Source organism: Micromonospora sp. NPDC000442, assembly GCF_042898635.1.
Classification (GTDB): domain Bacteria; phylum Actinomycetota; class Actinomycetes; order Mycobacteriales; family Micromonosporaceae; genus Micromonospora.
This window is the reverse complement of record NZ_JBIAYZ010000002.1, coordinates 407,131-431,324: the sequence shown is the minus strand read 5'-3', so window position 1 is coordinate 431,324 and position 24,194 is coordinate 407,131. Positions and strand designations below refer to the sequence as shown.

17 protein-coding genes are annotated in these 24,194 nt (G+C 71.9%); 7 read left to right on the top strand and 10 right to left on the bottom strand.

Annotated elements, in window-relative coordinates:
- Window positions 1–104: 104 nt before the first annotated feature.
- Window positions 105–1,565: a DEAD/DEAH box helicase gene (locus tag ACFY2A_RS04635; RefSeq protein WP_387168389.1), complete on the bottom strand. Its 1,461-nt coding sequence runs from the start codon at window positions 1,563–1,565 to the stop codon at window positions 105–107.
- 163 nt (window positions 1,566–1,728) lie between these two features.
- Window positions 1,729–1,950: a hypothetical protein gene (locus tag ACFY2A_RS04630; RefSeq protein WP_363919245.1), complete on the bottom strand. Its 222-nt coding sequence runs from the start codon at window positions 1,948–1,950 to the stop codon at window positions 1,729–1,731.
- Window positions 1,951–2,255: 305 nt separating this feature from the next.
- Between ACFY2A_RS04630 and ACFY2A_RS04625 the strand changes: the two genes are divergently transcribed.
- Together ACFY2A_RS04625 and ACFY2A_RS04620 are read left to right on the top strand one after the other, a co-directional pair.
- Window positions 2,256–7,769 carry a biotin carboxylase N-terminal domain-containing protein gene (locus tag ACFY2A_RS04625; protein WP_387168385.1) on the top strand — a complete coding sequence of 1,838 codons (5,514 nt, stop codon included), beginning with the start codon at window positions 2,256–2,258 and terminating at the stop codon, window positions 7,767–7,769.
- A 58-nt stretch (window positions 7,770–7,827) separates the two neighbouring features.
- Window positions 7,828–8,301, top strand: coding sequence for an SRPBCC family protein (locus ACFY2A_RS04620; protein ID WP_387168382.1), 474 nt, complete (start codon window positions 7,828–7,830; stop codon window positions 8,299–8,301).
- Between the two features lie 54 nt (window positions 8,302–8,355).
- Here ACFY2A_RS04620 and ACFY2A_RS04615 read toward each other — a convergent pair whose 3' ends face one another.
- Window positions 8,356–9,714, bottom strand: coding sequence for a hypothetical protein (locus ACFY2A_RS04615; protein WP_387168380.1), 1,359 nt, complete (start codon window positions 9,712–9,714; stop codon window positions 8,356–8,358).
- Window positions 9,704–10,300: a SigE family RNA polymerase sigma factor gene (locus ACFY2A_RS04610; protein WP_387168377.1), complete on the bottom strand. Its 597-nt coding sequence runs from the start codon at window positions 10,298–10,300 to the stop codon at window positions 9,704–9,706. The genes ACFY2A_RS04615 and ACFY2A_RS04610 overlap by 11 nt, the downstream gene beginning before the upstream one ends.
- A gap of 146 nt (window positions 10,301–10,446) precedes the next feature.
- Between ACFY2A_RS04610 and ACFY2A_RS04605 the strand changes: the two genes are divergently transcribed.
- The 4 genes from ACFY2A_RS04605 to ACFY2A_RS04590 all read left to right on the top strand — a co-directional run bounded on the left by ACFY2A_RS04605 (window position 10,447) and on the right by ACFY2A_RS04590 (window position 15,156).
- Complete coding sequence (locus ACFY2A_RS04605; RefSeq protein ID WP_387168374.1) at window positions 10,447–11,514, top strand: DUF2855 family protein; 1,068 nt, start codon at window positions 10,447–10,449, stop codon at window positions 11,512–11,514.
- A gap of 71 nt (window positions 11,515–11,585) precedes the next feature.
- Window positions 11,586–12,482: a bile acid:sodium symporter family protein gene (locus ACFY2A_RS04600; protein ID WP_363919232.1), complete on the top strand. Its 897-nt coding sequence runs from the start codon at window positions 11,586–11,588 to the stop codon at window positions 12,480–12,482.
- Between the two features lie 174 nt (window positions 12,483–12,656).
- Complete coding sequence (locus tag ACFY2A_RS04595; RefSeq protein ID WP_387168370.1) at window positions 12,657–14,033, top strand: FAD-dependent oxidoreductase; 1,377 nt, start codon at window positions 12,657–12,659, stop codon at window positions 14,031–14,033.
- Between the two features lie 208 nt (window positions 14,034–14,241).
- The gene (locus tag ACFY2A_RS04590) at window positions 14,242–15,156 is read left to right on the top strand and encodes a cation diffusion facilitator family transporter (protein ID WP_387168367.1); all 915 of its coding nucleotides are present in this window, start codon (window positions 14,242–14,244) and stop codon (window positions 15,154–15,156) included.
- Window positions 15,157–15,161: 5 nt separating this feature from the next.
- Here ACFY2A_RS04590 and ACFY2A_RS04585 read toward each other — a convergent pair whose 3' ends face one another.
- From ACFY2A_RS04585 to ACFY2A_RS04575, 3 genes are all read right to left on the bottom strand, one after another.
- The gene (locus ACFY2A_RS04585) at window positions 15,162–15,989 is read right to left on the bottom strand and encodes an SDR family oxidoreductase (protein ID WP_363919226.1); all 828 of its coding nucleotides are present in this window, start codon (window positions 15,987–15,989) and stop codon (window positions 15,162–15,164) included.
- A gap of 11 nt (window positions 15,990–16,000) precedes the next feature.
- A complete protein-coding gene (locus tag ACFY2A_RS04580) occupies window positions 16,001–16,381 on the bottom strand; it encodes a YccF domain-containing protein (protein ID WP_099851924.1) in 381 nt (126 codons plus the stop codon).
- A gap of 63 nt (window positions 16,382–16,444) precedes the next feature.
- Window positions 16,445–18,559, bottom strand: a complete 2,115-nt coding sequence (locus ACFY2A_RS04575) for a cellulase family glycosylhydrolase (protein WP_387168363.1) — start codon at window positions 18,557–18,559, stop codon at window positions 16,445–16,447.
- Between the two features lie 309 nt (window positions 18,560–18,868).
- Between ACFY2A_RS04575 and ACFY2A_RS04570 the strand changes: the two genes are divergently transcribed.
- Window positions 18,869–20,077, top strand: a complete 1,209-nt coding sequence (locus ACFY2A_RS04570) for an aromatic acid exporter family protein (RefSeq protein ID WP_387168360.1) — start codon at window positions 18,869–18,871, stop codon at window positions 20,075–20,077.
- A gap of 15 nt (window positions 20,078–20,092) precedes the next feature.
- Here the strand turns inward: ACFY2A_RS04570 and ACFY2A_RS04565 are convergent, their stop codons facing one another.
- From ACFY2A_RS04565 to ACFY2A_RS04555, 3 genes are all read right to left on the bottom strand, one after another.
- Window positions 20,093–20,611: a hypothetical protein gene (locus tag ACFY2A_RS04565; RefSeq protein WP_387168357.1), complete on the bottom strand. Its 519-nt coding sequence runs from the start codon at window positions 20,609–20,611 to the stop codon at window positions 20,093–20,095.
- Between the two features lie 23 nt (window positions 20,612–20,634).
- Window positions 20,635–21,153, bottom strand: a complete 519-nt coding sequence (locus ACFY2A_RS04560; protein WP_387168354.1) for a hypothetical protein — start codon at window positions 21,151–21,153, stop codon at window positions 20,635–20,637.
- A gap of 195 nt (window positions 21,154–21,348) precedes the next feature.
- The gene (locus ACFY2A_RS04555; RefSeq protein WP_387168350.1) at window positions 21,349–24,150 is read right to left on the bottom strand and encodes an AAA family ATPase; all 2,802 of its coding nucleotides are present in this window, start codon (window positions 24,148–24,150) and stop codon (window positions 21,349–21,351) included.
- Window positions 24,151–24,194 lie beyond the last annotated feature (44 nt).

The following is a 24,194-nucleotide window of genomic DNA, read 5'->3' as shown; positions in this document are numbered from 1 at the left end:
CTAGGTATTCGAGGGGCGCAAGAAAAACCCGCCGGCATCGCCGGCGGGCTCTTGGAAGCGCTGCTCAGGATTGTTGACGGGAGCGTCCCGGGCGGCGGTGCCGCTCAGCGACCGCCGCCACGCCCGCCGGGCCGGGCCCGGGCGGAGAAGGCTGCCGCACCGGACCGGACGGCACCCGAGCGCGCCGAGCTGGCCGGGGCGGACCGCCCTGAACCGGCCGGAACGGACCGCCCCGAGCTGGCTGAAGCGGATCGGGTCGAGCCCGCCTGGGCGGGCTTGCCACCGCGCCGGCTCCGCCCTGCGGGGGCGGGTGACGCCTCCCGTCGGGCGGCCGTTGGCCGGACGGGAGGCGCGACCGCCAGCGTCCGTTCCCCCGGTGCGAGTTCACGCAGCAGGGCGTCCCCTGGGCGCAGTCGGGTGGTGGTCGCCGCGATGCCCGCCTTGCGGGTCAGTTCCCGCACCTCGGGGGCCTGCGTGTCGGTCATCAGCGTCACGACGGTCCCGGCCGCGCCGGCCCGCGCGGTACGCCCCGAGCGGTGCAGGTACGCCTTGTGCTCCACGGGTGGATCGGCGTGCACGACGAGGGCCACATCGTCGACGTGAATGCCCCGGGCCGCGATGTCGGTGGCCACCAGCGTCCGCACCGTGCCGTCGGAGAACGCCTGGAGGTTCCTGGTGCGGGCACCCTGGGCCAGATTGCCGTGCAGCTCCACCGCGGCCACGCCGGCCGCGACCAGTCGGCGGGTGAGGGTCTTGGCACCTCGCTTGGTGCGGGTGAACACCACCGTCCGCCCCGGCGCCGCGGTCAGGTCGACCAGCACGGCGAACCGGTCCTCGGCGTGCACGTGCAGCACGTGGTGCGTCATCGCGGCGACCGGCGACTTGGTCGAGTCGACGCTGTGCACCACCGGATCGGTGAGGAAACGCCGGACGAGCACGTCGACGCCGGAGTCCAGGGTGGCGGAGAAGAGCAGCCGTTGCCCGCCGCGCGGGGTCAGCTCCAGCAACCGGCGTACGGTCGGCAGGAACCCCAGGTCGGCCATGTGGTCGGCCTCGTCGAGCACACTGATCTCGACGGCGTCCAGGTGGGCGTGTCCGGCCTGCACGTGGTCGGCGAGCCGACCCGGGCAGGCCACCAGGACGTCGACCCCGGCACGCAACCCGGTGATCTGTGGCCGAGCGGCCACGCCGCCGAAGACGGTCATGGTGCGCAGCGACAGTGCCTGGGCCAGCGGCGCCATCACGCTGTCGATCTGGGTGGCCAGCTCCCGGGTGGGCGCGAGGATGAGTGCCCGGGGACGTCCGGGCCGGCGCGGCGCGGCGGTGGCGGCGAGCCGGGTGAGCACGGCCAGGACGAAGGCGTACGTCTTGCCCGAACCGGTGCGGCCTCGACCGAGCACGTCGCGACCGGCCAGGGCGTCGGGCAGAGTGGCCGCCTGGATCGGGAACGGCCGGTCCACCCCGGTCGCGGCCAGCACGCGGGTGAGTGCCGCGGGCACGCCCAGCTCGGCGAAGGTCGGGAGGGTGGGCGGGGTGGTCTGTTGCTGCGGGCGGCGTGCCGCCATGAAGGCTCCGAACGTAGAAGGGGACGTCCCACCCGGCGCTGCGGTGCCGGCCGTGGCCTGGCGCGTCGAAGGCGCGGGGCCCGGGACATCGAATCGGACCCGCGGTCAGGCGGGTCGCACGATCAGCTTACCCGACGGGCGGCGGGCAGGCCGCCGGTGAGGCTCAGGAGGGCGCCACGACCCGCCAGCGGCTCTGGCCGCCCATCCACGCCCCGGCCAGGATCTCCGCCGACTTGCGGCCGGGGCAGGGGTAGATCTTCGAGCGGCCGGTGCCGCCGCCGGCCCGAGCCTCGACCTCCCACAACTCGCCGTCGGTGCGGATGTAGACGTCGCGACGTCCGCGCGGGGTGTGGTCGCCGTTCCACCAGTGACGCTCAACTCTCACCCGCTGACCGTATAGCACCAGGTCCGCGAGGGAAACGTTAGATGATCTTGGGAGATGTCACCACCACGCAGGGTGTTTGTCTCTTCGACTCGTCGTGGTCGGACGAGGCTCGTCCGGGGTGATCCGGGCCACCCGCAGTCGGCGTCGGAGGGTGGCCTTGGTGGTTTCCGACAAAATCCGTTGTCCGGAGGTGGCAGTTCCCACGTCTTCCTTACCCGCCAGTAGCCACGAAGGTTGGTTCAACGGGACCCCTGTCCGAGGGTGAGTCCCGTCCTGTCAGGGACGATCTTCCGGAGGCCTGCTCGGTGTTCAGCCGCATCGCCATCGTCAACCGGGGAGAGGCCGCCATGCGGCTTATCCACGCTGTTCGCGAGCTCAACGCCGAGAGCGACGCCCCGCCGATCGAGACCGTCGCGCTCTACACCGAGGCGGAGCGCTCGGCCACCTTCGTGCGGGAGGCCGACCACAGCTACTGCCTCGGGCCCGCGTCGGCGCGACCGTACCTGGACCACCGGGTCCTCGAACGGGCGCTGCACGACACCGGCGCCGACGCGGCCTGGGTGGGCTGGGGCTTCGTGGCCGAGGATCCGGCCTTCGCCGAGTTGTGCGAGAAGAACGGCGTCACCTTCATCGGCCCGAGCCCGGAGGCGATGCGCAAGCTCGGCGACAAGATCGGCGCGAAGCTGATCGCCGAGGAGGTCGGCGTCCCGGTGGCGCCGTGGAGTCGTGGCGCGGTGGAGAGCCTCGCCGCGGCCCAGCGTGCCGCGGCCGAGATCGGCTACCCGCTGATGCTGAAGGCCACCGCGGGCGGGGGTGGCCGGGGCATCCGGGTGGTGCGCAGCGACACCGAACTCGCCGAGGCGTACGAGCGCACGAGCCTGGAGGCCCAACGCGCGTTCGGCAGTGGTGTGGTCTTCCTGGAACGGCTGGTCACCGGTGCGCGGCACGTCGAGGTGCAGGTGATCGCCGACGGCCAGGGCACCGCGTGGGCGCTGGGCGTACGGGACTGCTCGGTGCAGCGACGCAACCAGAAGGTGATCGAGGAATCCGCCTCGCCGGTGCTCTCCGCCGAGCAGACTCGTGAGCTGAAGGAGGCGGCCGAGCGGCTCGCGCTGGCCGTGGACTACCGGGGCGCGGGCACCGTCGAGTTCCTCTACCACCCGGGTGACCGGATGTTCGCCTTCCTGGAGGTCAACACCCGGTTGCAGGTGGAGCACCCGATCACCGAGGCCACCACCGACTTCGACCTGGTCAAGGCACAGATCCAGGTGGCCGCCGGTGGCCGGCTCGGCGACCGGATCCCGGCCGAGGCGGGGCACGCCGTCGAAGCCCGACTCAACGCCGAGGACCCCGACCGGGACTTCGCGCCGTCGCCCGGCCGGATCGTGCGACTGGTGCTGCCCAGCGGGCCCGGCGTGCGGGTGGACACCGGGGTCAGCGAGGGCGACGTGATTCCCGCCGACTTCGACTCGATGATCGCGAAGATCATCGCGTACGGCCGCAGCCGCGGCGAGGCGCTGAGCCGGCTGCGGCGCGCGGTCGCCGAGACCACGGTGATCATCGAGGGTGGTGCGAGCAACAAGAGCTTCCTGCTCGACCTGCTGGACCAGCCCGAGGTGATCGATGCCAGTGCCGACACCGGCTGGATCGACCGGGTCCGCGCGCAGGGTCGCCTGGTCTCCACCCGGCACTCCGGCGTGGCGCTGGCCGCCGCCGCCATCGAGGCGTACGAGGACGAGGCGCACGTCGAGCGGCAGCGACTGCTCTCCACCGCGCACGGTGGCCGTCCCCAGGTCCAGCACTCCAGCGGCCGGCCGATCGACCTGAAGCTGCGCGGCGCAACCTACCGCGTCTCCGTCGCGCAGACCGGCCCGCACCGGTTCCGGGTCGGCGTCGGTGACACGTCGACGGTGGACGTCGAGCTGGAGCGCTTCGACGAGCACAGCGGCCGGATCCTGGTCAACGGACGGCGGTTCCGGCTGGTCACCGACACCCACGGGCCCATCCACCTGGTCGAGGTGGACGGCATCACGCACCGGGTCAGCCGGGACGAGGGCGGCGTACTGCGCTCCCTGTCACCCGCGCTTGTCGTCGCGACCCCGCTCGCGGTGGGCGACGAGGTCGAGGCCGGCGCGCCGGTGCTGGTCCTGGAGAGCATGAAGATGGAGACCGTGCTGCGCGCCCCGTTCGCGGCGAAGGTGCGCGAGTGCCTGGTCTCCGTCGGCAGTCAGGTGGAGACCGGTGCACCGCTGCTGCGCCTGGAACCGCTCGGCGACGGGACCGTGAGCGAGGCCGCCGAGTCCACGACCGTCGACCTGGAACTGCCGCCCGAGCCGACCGGGCTGTCCACCGGGGACCGCGTGGCCCGGGGCATCGCCGAGCTGCGCAGCCTGCTGCTCGGCTACGACCTGGATCCGCGCGACGAACGCCGAGCCCTCGCCGCCTACCTGGCCGCCCGGGCCGAGCTGCCACACCGGCCGCTGGAGGATGAGGTCGAGCTGCTCCAGGTCTTCGCCGACCTGTCCGAGCTCAGCCGCAACCGTCCGGCCGGCGAGGAGACCAGGGCCGACACCCGCGTGCACAGCCCACGCGAGTACTTCCACACCTACCTCCAGTGCCTCGACGTCGAGCGGGCCGCCCTGCCGGAGACGTTCCGCCAGCGCCTCGCCCGGGTGCTCGCCCACTACGGCATCGACGACTTCGAACGTACGCCGGAGCTGGAGGAGGCGGTCTTCCGGATCTTCCTGGCGCAGCAGCGGGCGGCGGCCGACGTGAAGGTGATCGTCACCTTCCTGCAACGGTGGCTGACCGAACCGCCGCCGGCCGAGAGCCTGCGCGAGCTGGTCGGTCAGGCGTTGGAACACCTGATCTTCGCCACCCAGCGTCGGTTCCCGGTGGTCGGCGACCTCGCCCGCAGCGTGGTGTTCCGTTGGGCGGCGCAGCCGATGCTGCGACGCAAGCGGGCCGAGGTGTACGCCGACGTCCGTGGCAACCTGCGTCATCTCGACCGCAACCCCGACGCGGCCGACCGGGCCGAGCGGATCGCGACGATGGTCGCCTCACCCGAGCCGTTGGTCCGGCTGCTCGCCCAGCGCATCGGCCGACCGGGCGTCGACCACGGCCCGATGCTCGAGGTGCTCAGCCGCCGCTACTACGGCAGCCGTGGCGCCAGCGACGCCCGAGCCGTCGAGGTGGCGGGGCAGTCGTTCTTCACCGCCGGGTACGACCGCGACGGCGAACGTTTCCGCCTGGTCGCCGCGGCCACGGACTTCGCCGGGCTGCCGGCGACCCTGACGAAGGTCGCCGCGTTGGCCGGAGCGGGCGGCGACGATGCTGGCCCGACTCCGCTGGAGCCCGGCCGTGATCGCGCGCCGTCGGTCGCCGACGTGTACCTGACCTGGGCCGAGCAGCCCGACGCGGAGGCGATGGCCGCGACCCTGCGGGAGGTGCTCGACCAGGCTGGCCTGCTGGACGTGCTCCAGCGGGTGACGGTCTCGGTGGCCGGGCGTAACGGCGCCGAGATGCACCACCACTTCACCTTCCGGCCCGAACTCGGCGAGGACCGGGTGATCCGGGGCCTGCACCCGCTGATCGCCCAGCGTCTGCAACTGCCCCGGCTGCGCAAGTTCGAGCTGACCCGACTGCCCTCGGCCGATGAGGAGGTGTACCTCTTCCACTGTGTCGCGCCGGACAATCCGGCCGACGAGCGGCTGGCCGCGATGGCCCAGGTACGCGACCTCACCCCGCTGCGCGACACCGACGGCCGGATCCTGGCGCTGCCCGCGATCGAGGGCGCGCTCGACGCCTGCCTCGACGCGATCCGCAAGGTACAGGCGCAGCGCCCGGCGAAGAAGCGGTTCGACACCAACCGGATCACCCTGTTCGTCTGGCCCCCCAACGACCTGAGCATCGAGGAGCTGAACACCGTCGCCCAGCGGGTGCTGCCGATCACGGCGGACGCCGGGCTGGAGGAGGTGCTGTTCCTCGGCCGCCAGCGGGACGAGGACACCGGCGAGCTGATCGACATCGCGGTGCAGATCTCCTACGACGAGGGGATGCGGATCTCCGTCACCGAGCCGACGGCGGAGCTGATCCAGCCGCTGGACGACTACCGGCAGAAGGTGCTGTCGGCTCGGCGGCGCGGCACCACCTATCCGTACGAGCTGACCGAGATGCTGGCCGGCCGCAACGGCAGTTTCGTCGAGTACGACCTGGCTGATTCCGGCGAACTGGTTCCGGTGCAGCGGCCGAAGGGGCAGAACCGGGCGGGCATCGTCGTCGGTGTGGCGAGCACGCCCACCGAGCGCTATCCGGAGGGTGTCACCCGGGTGGTGCTGCTCGGCGATCCGACCAGGGCGCTGGGTGCGCTGGCCGAGCCGGAGTGTGCCCGGGTGATCGCCGCGCTCGACCTGGCCGAGCGGATGCGCGTACCTGTCGACTGGTTCGCGCTGTCGGCCGGCGCGCGGATCTCGATGAGTTCGGGCACCGAGAACATGGACTGGGTGGCCGCCGCGCTCAAGCGGATCGTCGAGTTCACCCAGGCCGGTGGTGAGATCAACATCGTCGTCGCGGGGATCACCGTGGGTGCCCAGCCGTACTGGAACGCCGAGGCCACGATGCTCATGCACACCAGGGGCATCCTGGTGATGACCCCGGATTCGGCGATGGTGCTGACCGGTAAGCAGTCGCTGGACTTCTCCGGTGGGGTGTCCGCCGAGGACAACTTCGGCATCGGCGGCTACGACCGGGTGATGGGCCCCAACGGTCAGGCCCAGTACTGGGCGCCGGACCTGCGCGGTGCCCACCAGGTCCTGATGGCGTACCACGACCACGCCTACGTGGCACCGGGCGAGAGCAGGCCACGCCGGGCGGTCACCACCGACCCGGTCGACCGCGACATCTCCGACTACCCGCACGCGATGCCGGACAGCGACTTCACCACCGTGGGCGAGATCTTCTCCCGGGAGCGCAACCCCGACCGCAAGAAGGCGTTCGACATCCGTACGCTGATGCGGGCCCTGGCCGACCAGGATCACGCGGTCCTGGAACGCTGGGCGGGCATGGCCGACGCCGAGACGGCGGTCGTGCAGGATGTGCACCTCGGCGGCATCCCGGTGTGCCTGCTCGGCATCGAGTCCCGCTCGGTGCCCCGGCGCGGGTTCCCGCCCACCGACGGGCCGGACACCTACACCGCCGGCACGCTTTTTCCGCGTTCCTCGAAGAAGGCCGCCCGAGCGATCAACGCGGCAAGCGGAAACCGGCCGCTGGTGGTGCTGGCCAACCTCTCCGGCTTCGACGGCTCGCCGGAGTCGATGCGACAGTTGCAGCTGGAGTACGGCGCGGAGATCGGCCGGGCGATCGTCAACTTCGACGGACCGATCGTCTTCTGCGTGATCTCGCGGTACCACGGTGGCGCGTTCGTGGTCTTCTCCAAGGCGCTCAACCCGAACATGACGGTCCTCGCCGTGGCGGGTTCGTTCGCCTCCGTCATCGGCGGCGCACCGGCTGCGGCCGTGGTGTTCGCCGGTGACGTCGACGCCCGTACCGCCAAGGATGCCCGGGTGGCCGAGCTGGAGGCCCGGGTCGCGGCGGCGAGCGGCGGGCAGCGGGCGGCGCTGGTGACGCAACTGATGGACGTGCGCGCGTCGGTGCGGGCGGAGAAGCTGGCGGAGGTGGCCGCCGAGTTCGACGGCGTGCACAGCATCCAGCGTGCGGTCGAGGTCGGCTCGGTGGACGCCATCATCCGGCCCGAGGAACTGCGTCCGCAGCTCATCGCCGCCGTCGAGCGCGGGCTGGCGAAGGCGACCCCGCCGTCCTGACCGGCCGGGCACGCCGGCGGCGGGACACGGTCCCGCCGCCGGCGTGCCACCATGGGGCGTGCCCGAGGACCGGAAGCCGCCGATCGCGTTCGAGACGACCTGCACCGTCGCGGCCCCGCCGGAGGTGGTGTACGCGCACCTGGCCGATCCGCGCAGCTACATCGGACTGTCGCCGCTGATCGTGGCGGTCGACGACGTGCGGCACGGTCACGACGCCGAGGGCCGCGCGGTCGTCGAGTACGTCGCCGTCGAGCGGTTCCGGTTGGTCGGGCCGTTGCGGTGGGACAACCGCATCCGGGTACGCATGGTGTCGACGCCGCCGCACGGCCCGCTGGTCAGCGCGGTGCGCAGCCCGGGCTGGGTTTCCCTGCGCGCGGTGGTGGAGCTGACCCCGGTACCGGAGGGCACCCGGGTCGACGAACGGGTCACCGCCGACGCACCGGCGCTGCTGCGGCGCTTCGTGGCCGGTCAGGCCAGTCGGGTCGCGGCGTACCGGGCGGCCGAGCTGACCCGTCGCATGGCGACCCGGTAGCCGCACCGGCCCGACCGGCGGCGTGCCCCCGAACTGATGGTTTCGGTGCGAGCGTCACCAGGCCCAGACCGTCGGTTCAGCGATCTGGTTGCTGTCGGCGACGAGGTGCGGCGTGGCCGTGCTGAGCAGGAGCTGGTCGGCACTGTCGAAGACCTTCACCCCGGCAACCTTGCGATGGCCGATCTCGAAGACGCCGATCCCGTCGGTGAGCGGACCCTCGGCCAGCGTCGACCCCCGCGCGTCGATCAGCTCGGCGCGCGTCGCCGACTCCGGCCCGGCCACCAGCACACCGGCGGTCTCGCCCGGCAACGGCACGGCGACCAGGACGGCGCTACCGATGCCCGTCCGGTCGGGCGGAACCGCTTGGTCCGATGACGCAAGCGCACGGGCATCGGCCTTGAGCAGCGCGGCGCAACCGCCGTCGGCCGAACAGGACCGGACCAGGACGGCTGCCGGCGCGTTGGGAACCCAGGTGGGCAACCGACCGGTCCAGAGCACCTCGGGCGCCGAGCCGGTGAGTCCTTCGCCGTCGAGCGCGGCGCGCAGTTCTCGGACGGCGGTGCTGCCGAGGTCGGTGCTCTGCGCATCCGTGATCGTCAGGTTCCTCCGTAGGCCGATCCGGACCGCCGGTCCCGCATACCGCACGACGCTGTCACAGCTGAACTGCCACCGTCCGGCCGGATCATCCGCCGCCTGCACCACGAAGCCGTCGGTGCCCACCGGCTGCCAGGAGCGAACGACGGAGCCGCTCGGCTGGAGCCGACCGTCGTGGGAGGTCTCCACTTGACAGCCGGCTGGTGCCAGGCCGACCGCGAGATCGGCGGTGTGGTCGCCGTCCGCGAGGGAGTGCCGTCCGATGAACAGGTACGGAGTCAGTTCCTGCGGCTCGTCCGGCGTCCCGGTCCGGTCGAGCAGTTCCGGAACGGAAGCGCCCTGCGGGCCGCTGGCATGGCGTAGCAGTGCGTGTGAGTCGTTCAGGTAGGCCACCACCACCACTCGGGCACCCGGCACGTCGTGGGCGAACAGCACCCGCACGTCGTCCAACGACGGATCGACGAGGAGGTCGGCGCGGGCGGCCCGGTACTCCCGTTCGATGGTGGCGATCAGCGCCGTGTCGCCGGCCAGACTGCCGCGCGTGGGTGAATCGAGCAGCCGCCGCACCATCGGATCGCCGATCGGACTCGCCGGCTGGTACGCCGCCGCGGCCAACGTGGACTCGTCGGTCCTCAGCAGGCTCACAAAACCCACCGGCGGTATGACCACCGCGGCCAGCACCAGGGCGGCCACGCCCGTCACCGCCGTCTGTCGCCGCCGGCGTCGCCGTACGCGACCGAGCAACCGCTGGTACGGGTCGGGTTGTGGCACCACCGGTTCGGCGAGCCGGGCCAGTGCCTGCCTGATCTCATCGGCCATCGTTCGGGTCTCTCCTTCTCGACACGTCCGCCACCGCGGCCAGCGAACCCTCTCCGACACGCCGTTGCGGTGCCGCTCGTTGCGACGTCATCGGCCGGGACGGTGCTGCCGGCAACACCGCCCGCAGCCGGGCGAGTGCCCGCGAGGACTGACTCTTCACCGTGCCGACCGAGCATCCGAGCACGTCGGCAACCTGGCTCTCGGAGAGGTCCTCCCAGTAACGCAGCACCAGCACCGCGCGCATCCGGGGTGGCAGATGGTGCAGCGCGGCGAGCACCTCGTCGCGGACCGCGACATCGTGGGCGATGTCCCGGCCGGGCTCGGTCTGGGACCGCCAGGAACCGGTGACACCGGCGAGAAACTCCCGCGAGCCGAACCGCCGCCAGAGCCTGGTCCTCTCGTTGACCATGATCCGGCGGACGTACGCCATCGGCTCGTCCACCTGCCGCCACCGGCGCATCGCCCGCATCAGCGCGATCTGCACCAGATCCTCGGCCGCGTGCCGGGAACCGGTCAGCAGGTACGCGGTCCGGATCAGGTCCGTGTACCGGATCTCGACGAACTCGCGGAAGCCGTCATCGGTCACCTGTGCCCCCCAGCCCTGTCTGGGCATCGTTCATGACAGGAAGACCCCGGGCCGCCAGGAAAGGTTGTGCGGTGCCGGCGAGGAGTGGGATTTTGCACTAGTAGTGCATCTTGTCGTGGCGGCTCCGGCTGCCTAGCGTCTCCAGCATGGCTGCCTCCTGGACGTTCGCCGTGGACCGTGCCGAGCTGAGCCGCACCACGCTGGTGGAGAGGGCCGTGCCGGAGCTGTCCGACGGCGAGGCGTTGTTGCGCGTGGACCGCGTCGGACTGACCGCCAACAACGTCACCTACGCGGTGCTCGGCGAGTCGATGCGGTACTGGGAGTTCTTCCCCGCCGACCGGTACGGGCTGGGCGGGCGGTGGGGGCTGCCACCGTTGTGGGGGTTCGCCGAGGTGGTCGCCTCGACCGTCGCCGAGGTCGAGGTGGGGCAGCGGGTGTACGGCTATCTTCCGCCGGCCGGGCACCTGGTGGTGCGGCCGTCGAGGGTGGACGCCTCCGGGTTCCGGGACGGAAGCGCGCACCGGGCCGAGCTGCCCTCGCCGTACAACGGGTACCGCTCGACCGACGGTGACCCGGCGTACCGGGCCGACCACGAGGACCTGCTGATCCTGTTCCGGCCCCTCTTCTTCACCTCCTTCATGCTGGCCGACCAGGTCATCGACAACGACTGCTACGGCGCGACGTCGCTGGTGTTCTCGTCGGCGTCCAGCAAGACCGCGTACGCCGCCGCGGTCGAACTGCGCGGGCGCGGCCCGCGCCTGATCGGGCTCACCTCGCCCGGCAACCTGGAGTTCACCCGCTCGCTCGGCTGCTACGACGAGGTGCTGCCGTACGACGGGATCGCCGCCCTAGACCAGGAGCCGGCCGCCTACCTCGACCTGTCGGGTGCGCCCGCGACCCGGGCCGCCCTGCGGCGGCGTCTCGGCGACCGGCTGGTCCGCGACATCGCGGTCGGTCTGACCAACCAGATCCCGAGTGCCGACGCCGCCGGAGAGGTCTTCTTCGCCCCGGTGCAGATGCGCAAACGTCGCCTGGACTGGGGTCGCGACGGGCTCGACCGGCGCTTCGCCGAAGCCTGGTGGCGTTTCGCGGAGGTGGTGGGCGGATGGCTCGACGTCCAGCTCGGCACCGGCCCGGCCGCTCTGGAGCGGGCCTGGCTCGACGTGCTCGCGGGCCGTACCCCGCCCCGGGTGGGGCGGGTCGTCCAGTTCTGAGCGCGGGAAGCGGCCACCCCGGCCACATGGAGGATTGCGAGTGCGTTACCAGGTAGTAACGATGTTCTGTCATGGACTCCGCCCTGACCTTGATCGGACTACCCGTCGCCCTCGGCATCATCATGCTCGGTCTGGGTCTCGGCCTGACCACCGGCGACTTCCGCCGGGTGGCCCGGCACCCGAAGGCCGCCGTCATCGCGCTGGTGTGCCAGGTGCTGCTGCTGCCGACGCTCTGCTTCGGCCTGGTGCTCGCCTTCGACCTGCCGCCCGAACTGGGGGTCGGGATGATGCTGTTGGCCGCCTCGCCGGGCGGTACCACGGCCAACCTCTACAGCCACCTCTTCGGCGGGCACGTGGCCCTGAACATCACCCTGACCGCCATCAACTCGGTGCTGGCCGTGTTCACCCTGCCGATCGTGGTGAACCTGTCGGCGGCGTACCTCCTCGGCGATGCGCGCAGCATCGGGTTGCAGTTCGACAAGGTGCTCCAGGTGTTCGCGATCGTGCTGGTCCCGGTCGCCGTCGGGATGCTGATCCGGGCCCGGTCGGCCCGGATCGCCGAGCGGTTGGACCGCCCGGTCCGGGTGCTGTCCGTGGTGGTCCTGGTGGCGGTGATCGCCGGTGCCGTGCTCGGTGAGCGGGAGAACCTCGCCGACTACTTCGTCTCCGTCGGACTGGCCGTGCTGGCGTTCAACCTGCTCAGCCTCGGCATCGGGTACGGGGTGCCGAGGCTGGCCGGGGTCGAGCGCAGCGCCGCCAAGGCGGCCGGGTTCGAGATCGGCATCCACAACAGCACCCTGGCCATCACCATCGCGCTCAGCCCGGCGCTGCTCAACAGCACCCAGATGGCGATTCCCGGCGCCGTCTACGGCATCGTCATGTTCTTCACAGCCGCCGCCTTCGGGTACCTGGTCAACCGGGTTGGTGCCCGCCGGGAACCGGCGCCGGACGGTGCCGCCCGGAGCTGAGCCCGCCGGGTGCGGAGGTGACCGGGCACCGGGACGGATCGTCGTTTGCGTTCCCTCCCTGTGCAACGATCGTTGGGCGTCATGCCGACCGCCCGGCTCCGTCGGTCTGCCCGAGCACCGGTCACTGGCCGGCAGGCGGAAAGGCGCCACACCTCGTACCCTTTGGAGAGCACCATGTCCCTCTCTCCGGCTCGGGTCCTCGCCGCACTGAACGCGGTGCGACCGCCCGACCAGGCGTCCCCTGTCATGGGCAAGGCGGTGGTGATCGGCGGCAGCATCGCCGGAATGCTGGCCGCCCGGGTGCTCTCCGAACATGCCGACAGTGTGGTGATCATCGATCGGGACGACCTGCACGCCACCGGTGGACGACCGGGCGTACCACAGGGGACCCAACTGCACGCCCTGCTGCCCGGCGGCTTCCTCCAGTTGGAGCAGATGTTCCCCGGGTTCCGGGAACAGGCCCTGGCGCAGGGGGCGATCGAGGCCCCGCCCGCGGCCCGGCGGAACTACCTCGACGGCCGGCTGAAGGTCGTCGTACCGGACGACGCCGACAGCCTGGCCGGCAGCCGACCGCTGCTGGAGTCGTTGATCCGGCAGCAGGTACTGCGACTGCCCAACGTCAAGACGCTCACCGCGCGGGCCACCGGGCTGGTGTTCGACGGTCCGGTGACCAGCGGCGTCCGATACGACGTCGGCGGTTCGCCAGGTGTCGAGCACGCCGACCTGGTGGTGGATGCCATGGGGCGGTCCAGCCGGCTGTCCGACTGGCTGGCGGAGGCCGGGTGGGAGCGGCCGGCACTGCGACGGATGACGGTGCACCTCAACTACGCGACCGCCCTGTTCCGGCGGCCCGAGGCGAACCCCGAGCACGCGGTGGTGCTGGCGCTGCACAGCCCGACGACGTCCGTGGATGTCGCTGGTGCCGCGTTTTTCGCGATCGAGGACGGTCGGTGGATGGCCATGATGGCCGGTTACGGAGAGAACCGGCCCGGCCGTACCGCCGAGGACTTCGTCCGCCGGTTGCGCGAGCAGTTCCCGCCGGAGTTCGCGACGGTCGCCGACAGCGAGATGCTCGGCGACGTGCAGACCTACCGGCACGCCGACAGCCGGCGTCGGGACTTCCACGCGGTGACCCGGCTGCCGGCGGGGCTGGTCGGCGTCGGTGACGCGGTCGCCTCGTTCAACCCGGTGTACGGGCAGGGCATCACCGCCGCCGCGCTGCACGCGGCCTGCCTTTCGCACTACCTGCGGCCCGGTCCGGACCTCGGTCTGCCGGCCCGCCACTTCTTCGCCCTCCAGAAGATCGTGGTCGACGCCGCCTGGTCGATCTCGACCTCGGCCGACCTGGCGTTGCCGCACGTCGACGGCCCCTACCCACGTGGCTACCGGTTCTCCAGCTGGGTGAGCCGGCAGATCGTCGCGGCGACCGTCACCGACGTGGCCACCGCCCGCCGGTTCAACGACGTCGTCTCGATGCGGAAGCACCCGAGTTCGCTGGCCACACCGAAGGTGATCCTCGGCGCACTGCGCGCCAACCGGCGCACCCGCTGACTGACCGGCCTACCCACCCAAACACCCCTCCTCCCCGAGCCCGCCCGCCCCCCGCTCGCGATCTTGCACTTCTTGTCCCCTCAGAAGTGGTGAAAAGGTGCATCTCGGCGACCGGAAGTGCAAGATCGCGGGGCAGGGCCGGCTAGGATAGTTGCTCTTATTGCGATGTACGCATATGTTGGCGACGGCGACGGCGAGAGGGGCTCGGGTGGGTGCGGGGCACGATCATGGGCGGCAGGTCGCCCGGGCGGGGGAGAAGCACCGTGGACGGCTGTGGTCGGCCTTCGCCCTGTTGGCGGTCTTCATGCTGGTGGAGGCGGTCGGGGCCTGGGTGACCGGTTCCCTGGCCCTGCTGTCGGACGCCGGGCACATGTTCACCGATGTGCTGGGCATCGGCATGGCGCTCGCCGCGATCACCGCCGCGAGCCGGGCCTCCCGGGACGGTCAGCGCACCTTCGGCCTGTACCGGATGGAGGTCCTGGCGGCGCTGGCCAACGCGGTGCTGCTCTCCGGGGTGGCCCTCTACGTGCTGGTGGAGGCGTTGCAGCGGTTGGACGAACCGCCGGAGGTGCTGGTCGGCCCGATGCTGGCGGTGGCCGTCGGCGGGCTGATCGCCAACGTGGTCGCCTTCCTGCTGCTGCGGGCCGGATCGACGGAGAGCCTGAACGTGCGCGGCGCCTACCTGGAGGTCCTCGGTGACCTGCTCGCCTCGGTCGGCGTGCTCGTCGCGGCCGGGGTGATCGCGCTGACCGGCTGGTGGTACGCGGACCCGATCGTTGCCGTCGGGGTGGGCCTGTTCATCCTGCCCCGCACCTACCGTCTCGGCCGCGCCGCGCTGCGGGTCCTGGTACAGGCTGCGCCGCCGCACGTGGACGTCGCCGAGGTGCGCGACGGGCTGCGTGGGCTCGATGGCGTCGCCGACGTGCACGACCTGCACGTGTGGACCCTGACCTCGGGCATGGAGGTGGCCTCGGCACACCTCACCCTGGACGTCGGCGCGGATCTGGCCCCGGTGCTGGCCGCCGCCCGCCAGATGCTGCACGACCGCTTCAGCATCGAGCACGCCACGTTGCAGGTCGAGCCACGGGGTGCCGAAGGCGTCTGCGGCGGCGCCTACTGGTGAGCCGGTCAGCGCAGCTGGACCACGTTGCCGGTGACCAGTCGCCCGCTCTCCCCGGCGAGGAAGGCGATCACCTCGGCGACCTCCTCGGGCTCGGCCACCCGCAGCAGATGGGGGTCGTCGGCGACGGCGGCGCGTACCTCCTCGCTGATCCAGCCGGTGTCGGTGACCGGTGGGTGCACGGCGTTGGCGGTGATGCCGAATGGTGCGAGTTCGTGCGCTGCGGCCATGGTGTAGTTGACCAGGGCCGCCTTGGCGGCACCGTAGGAGACCTCCTCGGGGAACCCGTCACTGCCGCCCGAGGTGAGGCTGATGACGCGCCCCCAGCCGCGTCGCGCGGCGACGTTGCGGCGGGCGAACTCGGCGATCAGCAGGGCGCCCGCGCGGGCGTCCACGGCGAACTGGGCGTCGAAGGATTCGGCGCTCACCGGCCGCAGCGTCCGGCCGTGCCGGTCGACGGCGGTGGGTTTGAAGGTGTCGGCCAGCCAGCCGCTGGCATTGTTCACCAGAATGTCTACTGTGCCCAGCTCGCGTTCGGCGATGTCGAACAGCCGGGCCGGGACGGCCGGGTCCGCCAGGTCCGCCTCGACCGGCAGCACCCGGCCACCGACGGCGCGGACCCGCTCGACCACCCCGGTCGCGTCGGCGGCGCGGTTGCGTCGGTACGCATCCGGGATGCCCGGGTCCGACCGGTCGTCCAACCGTAGATAGCTGACCAGCACCGCTGCGCCCAACCGGGCCAGCGCGACGGCGGTGGCCGCGCCGATGCCGTGGTTGGCCCCGGTGACGAGGGCAACCCGACCGGTCAGGTCATTGGCAGCTGCTGTCGGGAACACGCCTTCCACTCTCACGGCGCGGGTACGACTTCCTGCCCCAACGGCCAGATCGCCGCCGGGACGAGCTTGAAGTTGGCCACGCCGAACGGGATCCCGATGATGGTCAGGCAGAGGCTGACGCCGGCGACGATGTGCGAGAGCGCCAGCCACCAGCCGGCCAGCAGCACCCAGATGATGTTGGCGAGGCCCGAGGCCACCCCGACGCCGGGCTTGGGCACCAGGGTCCGGCCGAAGGGCCACAGCGAGTACGACGCCAGCCGCAACGACGCCACGCCGAACGGGATGGTGATGACGAGCACGAAGCAGATCAGGGCGGCGATCCCGTAGCCGATCGCCAGCACCAGGCCGCCACCGAAGATGAGCCAGAGCACGTTCAGCAGGAAACGGATCATGGTCCCATGATGACCGCTGCGCGCCACCGGCCACCCGGTGGGCGGCCGGTGGCGCTGGGCGGGTCAGCCGGTGACCCCGGTGACGGTGCTGCCGGACCGGGTGACGCGGTAGGTCACCTGTGCACCGCTCCAGAAGTGGAAGGTGAGGGTGACCGGTGCGCCGTCGCGGACCTCACCGAAGAATGTGTCGGTCAACGTGATCCGGTTACCCGGATAGTCGGGGCTGAAGGCCACGTCGAACTCCTTGAACGACGTCCAGTCGTGGGGGCCGGCGTTGCTGCCGTCGGCGTACCTCGCCTCCATGGTGGCGAGCTGGTCGCCGCGGAACTGGGTCGGGATGGCGAAGGCGGCCGTCGTTCCGGTGGCGTTGGACAGGACCGGAGTGTCGTAGGTGATCACGTCGATCCGCCAGGGCACACCGGCCGAGAAGCGGGCCTGGAGGCTGGCGTTGACCCCGTACGCCCGGTTGCCGACCAGCCGGGTCAGCGCGCTCGCGGTGATGGTGAGCTGGTTGCCGGAGACCGTGTAGTCGGTGCCCTGCGTCAGGTTGGTGCTGCCCTGGCGCAACCCGGAGAAGGAGGTGCCGTTCAGGTTGAGGGTCAGCGACTTCGCGGTGATCGAGCCGGTACGCGGCACGTACACCTGATCGGACGACGCGGTGCCGGAACGGGTCGTCCAGCTCGACCTGATCTGGGCCCACAGCTCCGGGTCCTTCCACTGGAAGGCGACCCGATCGAAGTGCTGGCCATTGTCCCAGAGCTGGGTGGTGATCCGCTTGGTCCGCGCGTAATGGCCGAGGAACTCGAAGAACTTGAGCTTCTCGCCCTGCTGGATGGTGCTGGTGTGCCGGTCGAAGCCGAGCAGCCCGTACTCGCCGATGACGACCGGGATGTTGCGGGTCACGAAGGCGTTGTGCACCCGGTCGAACGAGTCGGTCAGATCCTGCTGGGTGGTGGCGTCGAAGCGGGTGCCACCGGCGACGTTGACGCTGAACGGCCAGTAGCCGTAGAAGTGCACGGTGGCGATCAGGTTGCGGTCGTTGAGCTGGTTGATCGTCGTGGTCAGCTCGTTGATCCGGGCCTGCTCGGATGAGGTGTGCAGGGTCGGCAGGACCAGCATCCGGGTGGCGTTGGTGCCGCCGGAGGCGCGCACGATCCGGTGGAAGTTGACGTTCAGCTCGTGCAGCAGCTCCGCGTTCTGGGCGTCGCCGGAGCTGTTGGCGAACTGCGGCTCGTTGACGCTCTCGAAGTGCAGCCTCGGCGAGTGGTCCCGGAACGCGGCGGCGATCTGGGTCCACAGCGCGTTGTAGCGGTTGAGCACCGTGGTCCGGTTCGTCGGCATCTCGTGAATCCACTGCCACGAGTCGTGGTGCAGGTTGATCATCACGTAGAAGCCGTCGTCCAGGGCCCAGCCGACGACCTCCTTGACGCGGTTCAGCCAGGCCGCGTCGATCGTGTACGACGGCGCGGGTCCGTGGTGGTTGCTCCAGGTCACCGGGATCCGGATGCTGTTGAAGCCCTGTGCCCGGACGGCGTCGAGCTGCGCCTCGGTGACGCGCGGGTTGCCCCACGCGGTTTCGTCGGCGCCGACCGCGTCGAAGGTGTTGCCGAGGTTCCAACCGGGCTGCATCGCGGCCACGTAGGCCATCGGGTCGCCGGCCGGCGGCGGGCTGGTCGGCGGCGGGGTGCTCGGCGGTGGCGTGCTCGGCGGCGGGGTGGTGGTCGGTGGCGGGGTGGTGCCGACGCTGCCGGTGCAGGTGACGCCGTTGAGGGCGAATGTGGTCGGTGCCGTGTTGCTGCCGGACCACGACCCGTTGAAGCCGAACGACGCGGTCTGGTTGGTGCCCAGGGCGGCGTTGTAGCTGACGTTGCTGGCGGTGACGTCGTCGCCGGACGAGGTGACCGTGGCGTTCCAGGCCTGCGTGACCCGCTGCCCCGAGGGGAACGTCCAGGTCAGCCGCCAGCCGTTGAGCGGGTCGCCGAGGTTCGTCACGGCGACGTTGGCGGTGAACCCGCCCGGCCACTGGCTGGGGGCGGAGTACGCCACCCGGCATCCGGCCGCCGCGTGGGCGGTGCCGGCGTTGATGAGGCCGGCACCGGCGAGTAGTGCGGCGATGCCGCTGGCGACCAGGCCGAATCGCCAACGTGTCCTGCGTAGTGTGCCCTTCAGCCCAGCCATGACGCTCCTCGCGTGGTGATGGTGTCAACGGGGTGGCTGGCCGGGCGTCGCCGGGCCACCGGAAACATCCGGCCGGCTCGCACCATAAGTTGGGATCATCAACTTTGTCAATCGATGCATCGCGATATGAAGTCTTACTTCCCAGGTGAGGTGGGTGCTCGGGCGGGAAAGCGCGATGGCTCGGCGTACCGGAACGGGTGGGAGATCGCGTCGAGCTGGTCGACGGCGGGCCGTCCGCCCGCCACGGAGGAAGCGGCACCGGCATCACCGGGCGGCGAATGAGCGGGGTCCGGCGGGGTAGTCGGCGGCGTGGCGGCGGGGGAGGACAACGCGAGTCGGGCGCGTCGTGCCCGCGGTCGGGTCGAGGCCGGGGTCGCCAGCACGGTCGGCCGCATCAGCCGGCGGATCAACTGGCGGGAGCGACGCCGGAGCCTGGAGCTGTACGGCATCCTCGCGGTGCAGGCCGGGGTGTCCGCCGCGCTCGCCTGGACGCTGGCGCACGAACTGTTGAACCACCCGTCACCGGTGTTCGCCCCCAGCGCCGCCGTCGGCACCATCGCCGCCGCGATCGGCCGCCGTACCCGCCGTACCCTCGAACTACTGGTCGGCGTGCTGGCCGGTCTCCTGGTGGGTGACGCCCTGATCATGGTGATCGGCACCGGCCCGTGGCAGATCGGCACCGTGGTGACCCTGGCCATCCTGCTCGCCTTGACCATGAGCCGGGGTGGCGCGGTCGTCACCCAGGCCGGCGGTACGGCGGTGCTGATCGCCACCCTCTCGCCGATCCAGCGGGGACTGGAGGTGCCGCGGGTCATCGACGCGGTCATCGGCGCGATCTCCGCCGTGGCGGTGGTGGCCCTACTGCCGGTCAACCCGGTGCGCATCATCCAGCGGGCCGCGCGCCCGCTCTTCGCCGCCCTGATCGAACACCTGCACGACGCCGCGGACGGCATGTCCCGGCACGACGCCGCGGCCGTGGCCGCGGCCCGGGACGGGTTGTACGGCCTGAGCCCCCAACTGGCCCTGCTCAACGACGCCGTCTCCGGTGCGCAGGAGGCGGTGGCGGTGTCGCCGGCCCGCTGGCACCGACGGGGCGTGTTCGAGCACTACCAGCGCGGTACGCGCTACCTCGACCTGGCCGTCGGGGGCGGTCAGGAGATGCTGCGCCGGGCGGCCACCGCGGTCCGCGACGACGAGCCGGTACCGCCCGGGCTGGCGGCCGCCGTGCACTACTTCGGCGACGCCTTGGCGTTGTTGCAGGTCGAGGCCGAGAGTCGGCAGCACACGAACCGGTCCGAGCAGTTGGTTCTCAAGGCGGTCGACCGGGCCGCCGAGGCGTACGACGAGGGGGTCGGGTTCTCCGGTAGCGTGGTGGTGGCCCAGATCCGCACCGTCGCCACCGACCTGCTGCGCAGCCTCGGCTGTCACGACGAGGAGGCGGTGGCCGTGATCCGGCGACGCTTCGAGGGGCGGCGCCACGAGGCGGAGCAGTCGCCCGCCGAGCGGGAGTCGGCGTGATCCGGCCGGCCGGGCTCAGAGCCGCCCGGCCACCGTCCGCGCCAACTCGGTCAGCGGCTTGTCGTACTTGGCCGGGTCGTCCAGTCGGACCAGTCGGACGGCCACCCACACCCCGGCGGCGTGGACGAAGACCGCGCCGTCCTCCAGGTACGCCTCGTCCCCGATCCCGGACAGCGTCTCGAACTCGTGGTCGAGGTCGCGGTCGATGTCGAGGATCTTCTTGGCTCCGTCGCCCACGTAGACCTCCACCTGCGCCAACGGACCCGAGACCGGCCCGCTGTACGTGCAGGTCTCGCGGACCGGAACCGGATCCTCCAGGGGGGTGCCCGCCAGCTTCTCGGCATCCTCCTTGGACACCAGGGCGCAGGCGTCGACCTGCGGTGCCTCGGTCGACGGCTCGGTCGACTCGACGGCCGGTGCCGGCTCCGCCACCTCGGTCGGTGGCGGTGGCACGGCGGTGGGTTCGGCGCTGCCGCCGCAGGCGGTGAGAGCGGCGACGGCGGCGGCCGTCGCGGTGAGCTTGAGGTACCTCACGGTCGTCTCCTCGGGGCGTGGTGTCACCGGGGCAGGGCGTCGAGCAGCCGGCGCAGCGCCTGCTCGTAGCCGTCGGGCTGCGTGCTGAGGCGCTCGAAGCTGCTCAGCGTCACGGTGAAGCTGCCAGTCCCGCCGACGAGTACCGCCTCGGCGCCGATGTCCTTGACCGCCAGGTAACCCTTGCCGTCGCCGTCGAGGTCCGTCACCGTCTGGTAGGTCTGCTCGGCCTGCTGGCGCTGGTAGTCGTAGGTCGTCTCGCCGGCCAACTGGGAGGCGGTCGTCACGGACAGCGCCGCCACCCCTTTGCCGTCACCGAAGCTGCAGTTGCCGTCGTCGACCATGGACTGGCCGACCAGCTTGGAGATCTGGGCCGCGCTGAACGGGCAGGGCGGGGCCTCGGTGCCGGCACCGTCGGCGGGCAGATCCAGGTCGGTCTCCACGTCCGCGCCGGGGCCAGCCGCTGGCGGTGCAGGTTCGGCGCTGTCGCAGCCGGTCAGCGCGAACGCGACCGCGAGCACCGCGGGCAGGATCAGTCGACGCACGTGTTCGGTTCCCTTCTGACGCCCGGCCGCCACCGGGCCGGGCTGTTCGACCACACCCGGAACGGAGCATCGCCGCTCGCACGGCACGGCTGGATCGGTGCCGACAGCCGGCAACGGGTTCACCCCGAAGCCGGTCCGCCGGTAGTGACGTCTCGACGCTACGACCGCACGGCCGTCGAGGAATCCGGTGTTTCCCTAGCCTTTGGCCGTGGCGGTCGGCGCACCGGCGGTGGCCGCCGGCCGGCGTAACCGTTCGTCGGGTCCATCGACCCGCGCCAGCGCGGCACCCAGTTCCGCCCGACGGGAGATGCCCAGCTTGCGGTAGACCCGGGACAGGTTGGTCTCCACGGTCTTCGGGCTGACGAACAGCTCGTCGGCGATGGCGCGGCTGGTCCGTCCCTGCGCGGCGAGCCGGGCGACCCGCTCCTCCGTGGCGGTGAGGTCCGACGGCGCGGGCGGGCGCCCGCCGAGCCGGGCGGCCTCGGCCCGGGCCCGCCCGGCGAACACCGTCGCGCCCAGGGCGTCGAACTCGACCGCCGCGGCGGCCAGTGCCTCCCTGGCCGGCCGCTTGCGGCGGGACCGACGGTGCACCATGCCCGCGACCAGCAGACACCTGGCCCGGTCCAGCGGCAGGACCTCCGGCGGCACGGCGGCCCGCGCGGCGGCGAGGTCGTCCAGGGCAGCCGAGGGGTCGACGCCACTGGCGCTGTCCAGCAGGGCGCGGCTGCGCGCCAAGCCCAGCAGCGTCCAGGGGCGGGGCAACCGCCGGTGACGTTCCGCCAGCCGGTTCAGGGCACCGCGCGCCGTGACCAGGTCGCCGGCACCCACGCACGCCTCGATCCAGTCGGTCTCGAAGCGCTGTGCGAGCGGCTCGGCCAGACCCATTCGGTCGACCGTCGCGGCAAGTCGGCCGTACCCGGCTGCGGCGTCGGCCATCCGCCCGGCGCAGAGCGCCACGAACGCTGCCAGTTGCAGGTGGATCCGCCGACACCAGTCGTCGTCGAGCTGCTCGCCCAGTCGGAGCCCCGCCTCGGCCACCCGCTGCGCCACGTCGAGTCGGCCGCGGAGCGCGTCGAGCAGCCCGGCCAGCCAGATCTCCGCGGTAGCCTCGGTACCCAGCAGCTCACCGAGCTCGCGGGCCGCCGCGATGTGCCGTTCGGCAGCCGACCACCGCCCCGCCAGCAGCTCGGTCTCGCCGAGGTGTTTGAGCAGGTCGTACTGCGAGGGTTCGTCTCCCCGAGCCGCCGCCAGGTCCAGCAGTTGGCCCAGCCGTCGTCGGGCCCCGGCCGGGTCGTCGATCGACTTCCACCAGATCGCCGGGATCGTGCCGGCGAGCCACGACGGCTCCGAGCCCTCCATCTCCAGCGCCCGGTCGAGCAGTTCGACGCGGGGTGGTTCGCCGGCGCGTACCTCGTTGAAGAACAGGTGCAGCAGCGCCGCGGCGAGCAGCGTGCGGTCTCCACCGGGCCCGGTGAGCAGTGCGATCGCTGCCTCGGCATGGGCCCGTGCCGGATCCGGCAGGTCGACGAAGAGCGCCAGGTGGGCGTGGATCCGGCCGGCCAGCGGGGAATCCGGACGGGTCGCCGCCAGCGCCCGGCCGGCTGCCTCGACTGCCGTGCCGCCGGACTCGTCGGCGCTCCAGGCGACCACCGCGCGCAGCAGCAGCGCCTCCGCGCGGACGTCGCCGCCGAACTCGGCGGCCACCGCCTCGGCGGCGACGCGTGCGCCGGGATGATCGCCACATCCGAAGCGGCAACGGGCCGCCGCCAGCAGCCGCTGGCCCCGGCTGGCCTCGTCGTCGACCGGAGTGAGCCGCGCCGCCGACTCGTACAGGTTCGCGGCGGCCTCCGGCGCGCCCCGCGCGTACTGCCGGGCGGCAGCCGCGGCGAGGGCATCGGCGACCACCGGATCCGGCGTGGTGGTACACAGGGCCAGGTGGCGGACCCGTTCGTCCGGATCGGCCACCACCTCGGCCAGCCGGCGGTGCAGGCCGCGCCGAACGCCGGGTGGGATGCCGGCGCGGACCGCCGCCGCGTAGACCGGATGGGTGAACTCCACTCGCACCGCCCCAACCACGAGCAGGCCGGCCTCCTCCGCGGCGTCGAACGCGGCGGGGGAGATCCCCGCCGCGGCCAGGTCCCGAAGCAGGGGTACGCCGAGCAGGGCGGCCAGCCGTACGGCGTCCCGGCAGCGGTCCGGCAGCCGGGCGAGCACCTCACCGAGGAGTTGGTGCATGGACGAGGCCACCGGCAGATCCTGCGCCGGCTCCGGTGGCTGCGGCAGGCGCTGCACCGCGCGGGTCACCTCGATGGCGACCAGCGGGTTACCGGCGGCCTCCCGGGCGATCCGGGCGAGCAGGGAACGACTCAGGGTGGCACCGACCCGCTCGCGCAGGAGGTGGTGCAGGGCGCCCACTCCCAGCGGAGCCAGTGCCAGCCGGGTCAGCCGGCCGGGACCGGAGTCGAGCCCGAGCGGCGCGGTCCGCAGCGTGGGCGTGTTGTCGGTGCGGCAGCCGACCAGGGTGGACAGCCCGGGCCCGACCCGGCGCAGGGCGAACCGCAGCGCTCGTTCGCTCGGCCGGTCCAGCCACGGCGAGTCGTCCACGGCGACCAGCACCGGCCGGCCGGCGGCGAGCACCGCCTCCAGCAGCGAGCGGGTGGCGGCACCGACCACCCGCTCGTCGACGGTCTCGTCGCTGTCCCGGGTGAGCAGCACCATCTCGGCCGCGACACGCTGCGGGCGGGGCAGCTCCACCACCAGGTCCGCCAGGGGGCGGAGCAGGTCGGCGAGGGCAGCGAAGGGCAGGTCGCTCTCACACTCGGTCGGCCCGCAGGTCAGCACCGACCAGCCGGCCCGCGTCGCCTCGGTGACCAGTTCCCGGAGCAACGTCGTCTTGCCGATGCCGGCCGGGCCCTCCAACAGCACCGACCCCGGCTCGCGCAGTGCGCGCCAGGCCTGATCGAACACCCCGTCGCGGCCGACGAGCGTACCCCGCATGGTGCGATTCTGGCACCGATGAGGTGGGGCGGCCATCGTGCGGA

What these genes read in the sequence shown, in the direction of transcription:
- ACFY2A_RS04635 (WP_387168389.1), bottom strand. Translation starts at nt 1,565, where the DNA reads ATGGCGGCACGCCGCCCGCAGCAACAGACCACCCCGCCCACCCTCCCG.
- ACFY2A_RS04615 (WP_387168380.1), bottom strand. Translation starts at nt 9,714, where the DNA reads ATGGCCGATGAGATCAGGCAGGCACTGGCCCGGCTCGCCGAACCGGTG.
- ACFY2A_RS04605 (WP_387168374.1), top strand. Translation starts at nt 10,447, where the DNA reads ATGGCTGCCTCCTGGACGTTCGCCGTGGACCGTGCCGAGCTGAGCCGC.
- ACFY2A_RS04600 (WP_363919232.1), top strand. Translation starts at nt 11,586, where the DNA reads ATGGACTCCGCCCTGACCTTGATCGGACTACCCGTCGCCCTCGGCATC.
- ACFY2A_RS04595 (WP_387168370.1), top strand. Translation starts at nt 12,657, where the DNA reads ATGTCCCTCTCTCCGGCTCGGGTCCTCGCCGCACTGAACGCGGTGCGA.
- ACFY2A_RS04580 (WP_099851924.1), bottom strand. Translation starts at nt 16,381, where the DNA reads ATGATCCGTTTCCTGCTGAACGTGCTCTGGCTCATCTTCGGTGGCGGC.
- ACFY2A_RS04575 (WP_387168363.1), bottom strand. Translation starts at nt 18,559, where the DNA reads ATGGCTGGGCTGAAGGGCACACTACGCAGGACACGTTGGCGATTCGGC.
- ACFY2A_RS04555 (WP_387168350.1), bottom strand. Translation starts at nt 24,150, where the DNA reads ATGCGGGGTACGCTCGTCGGCCGCGACGGGGTGTTCGATCAGGCCTGG.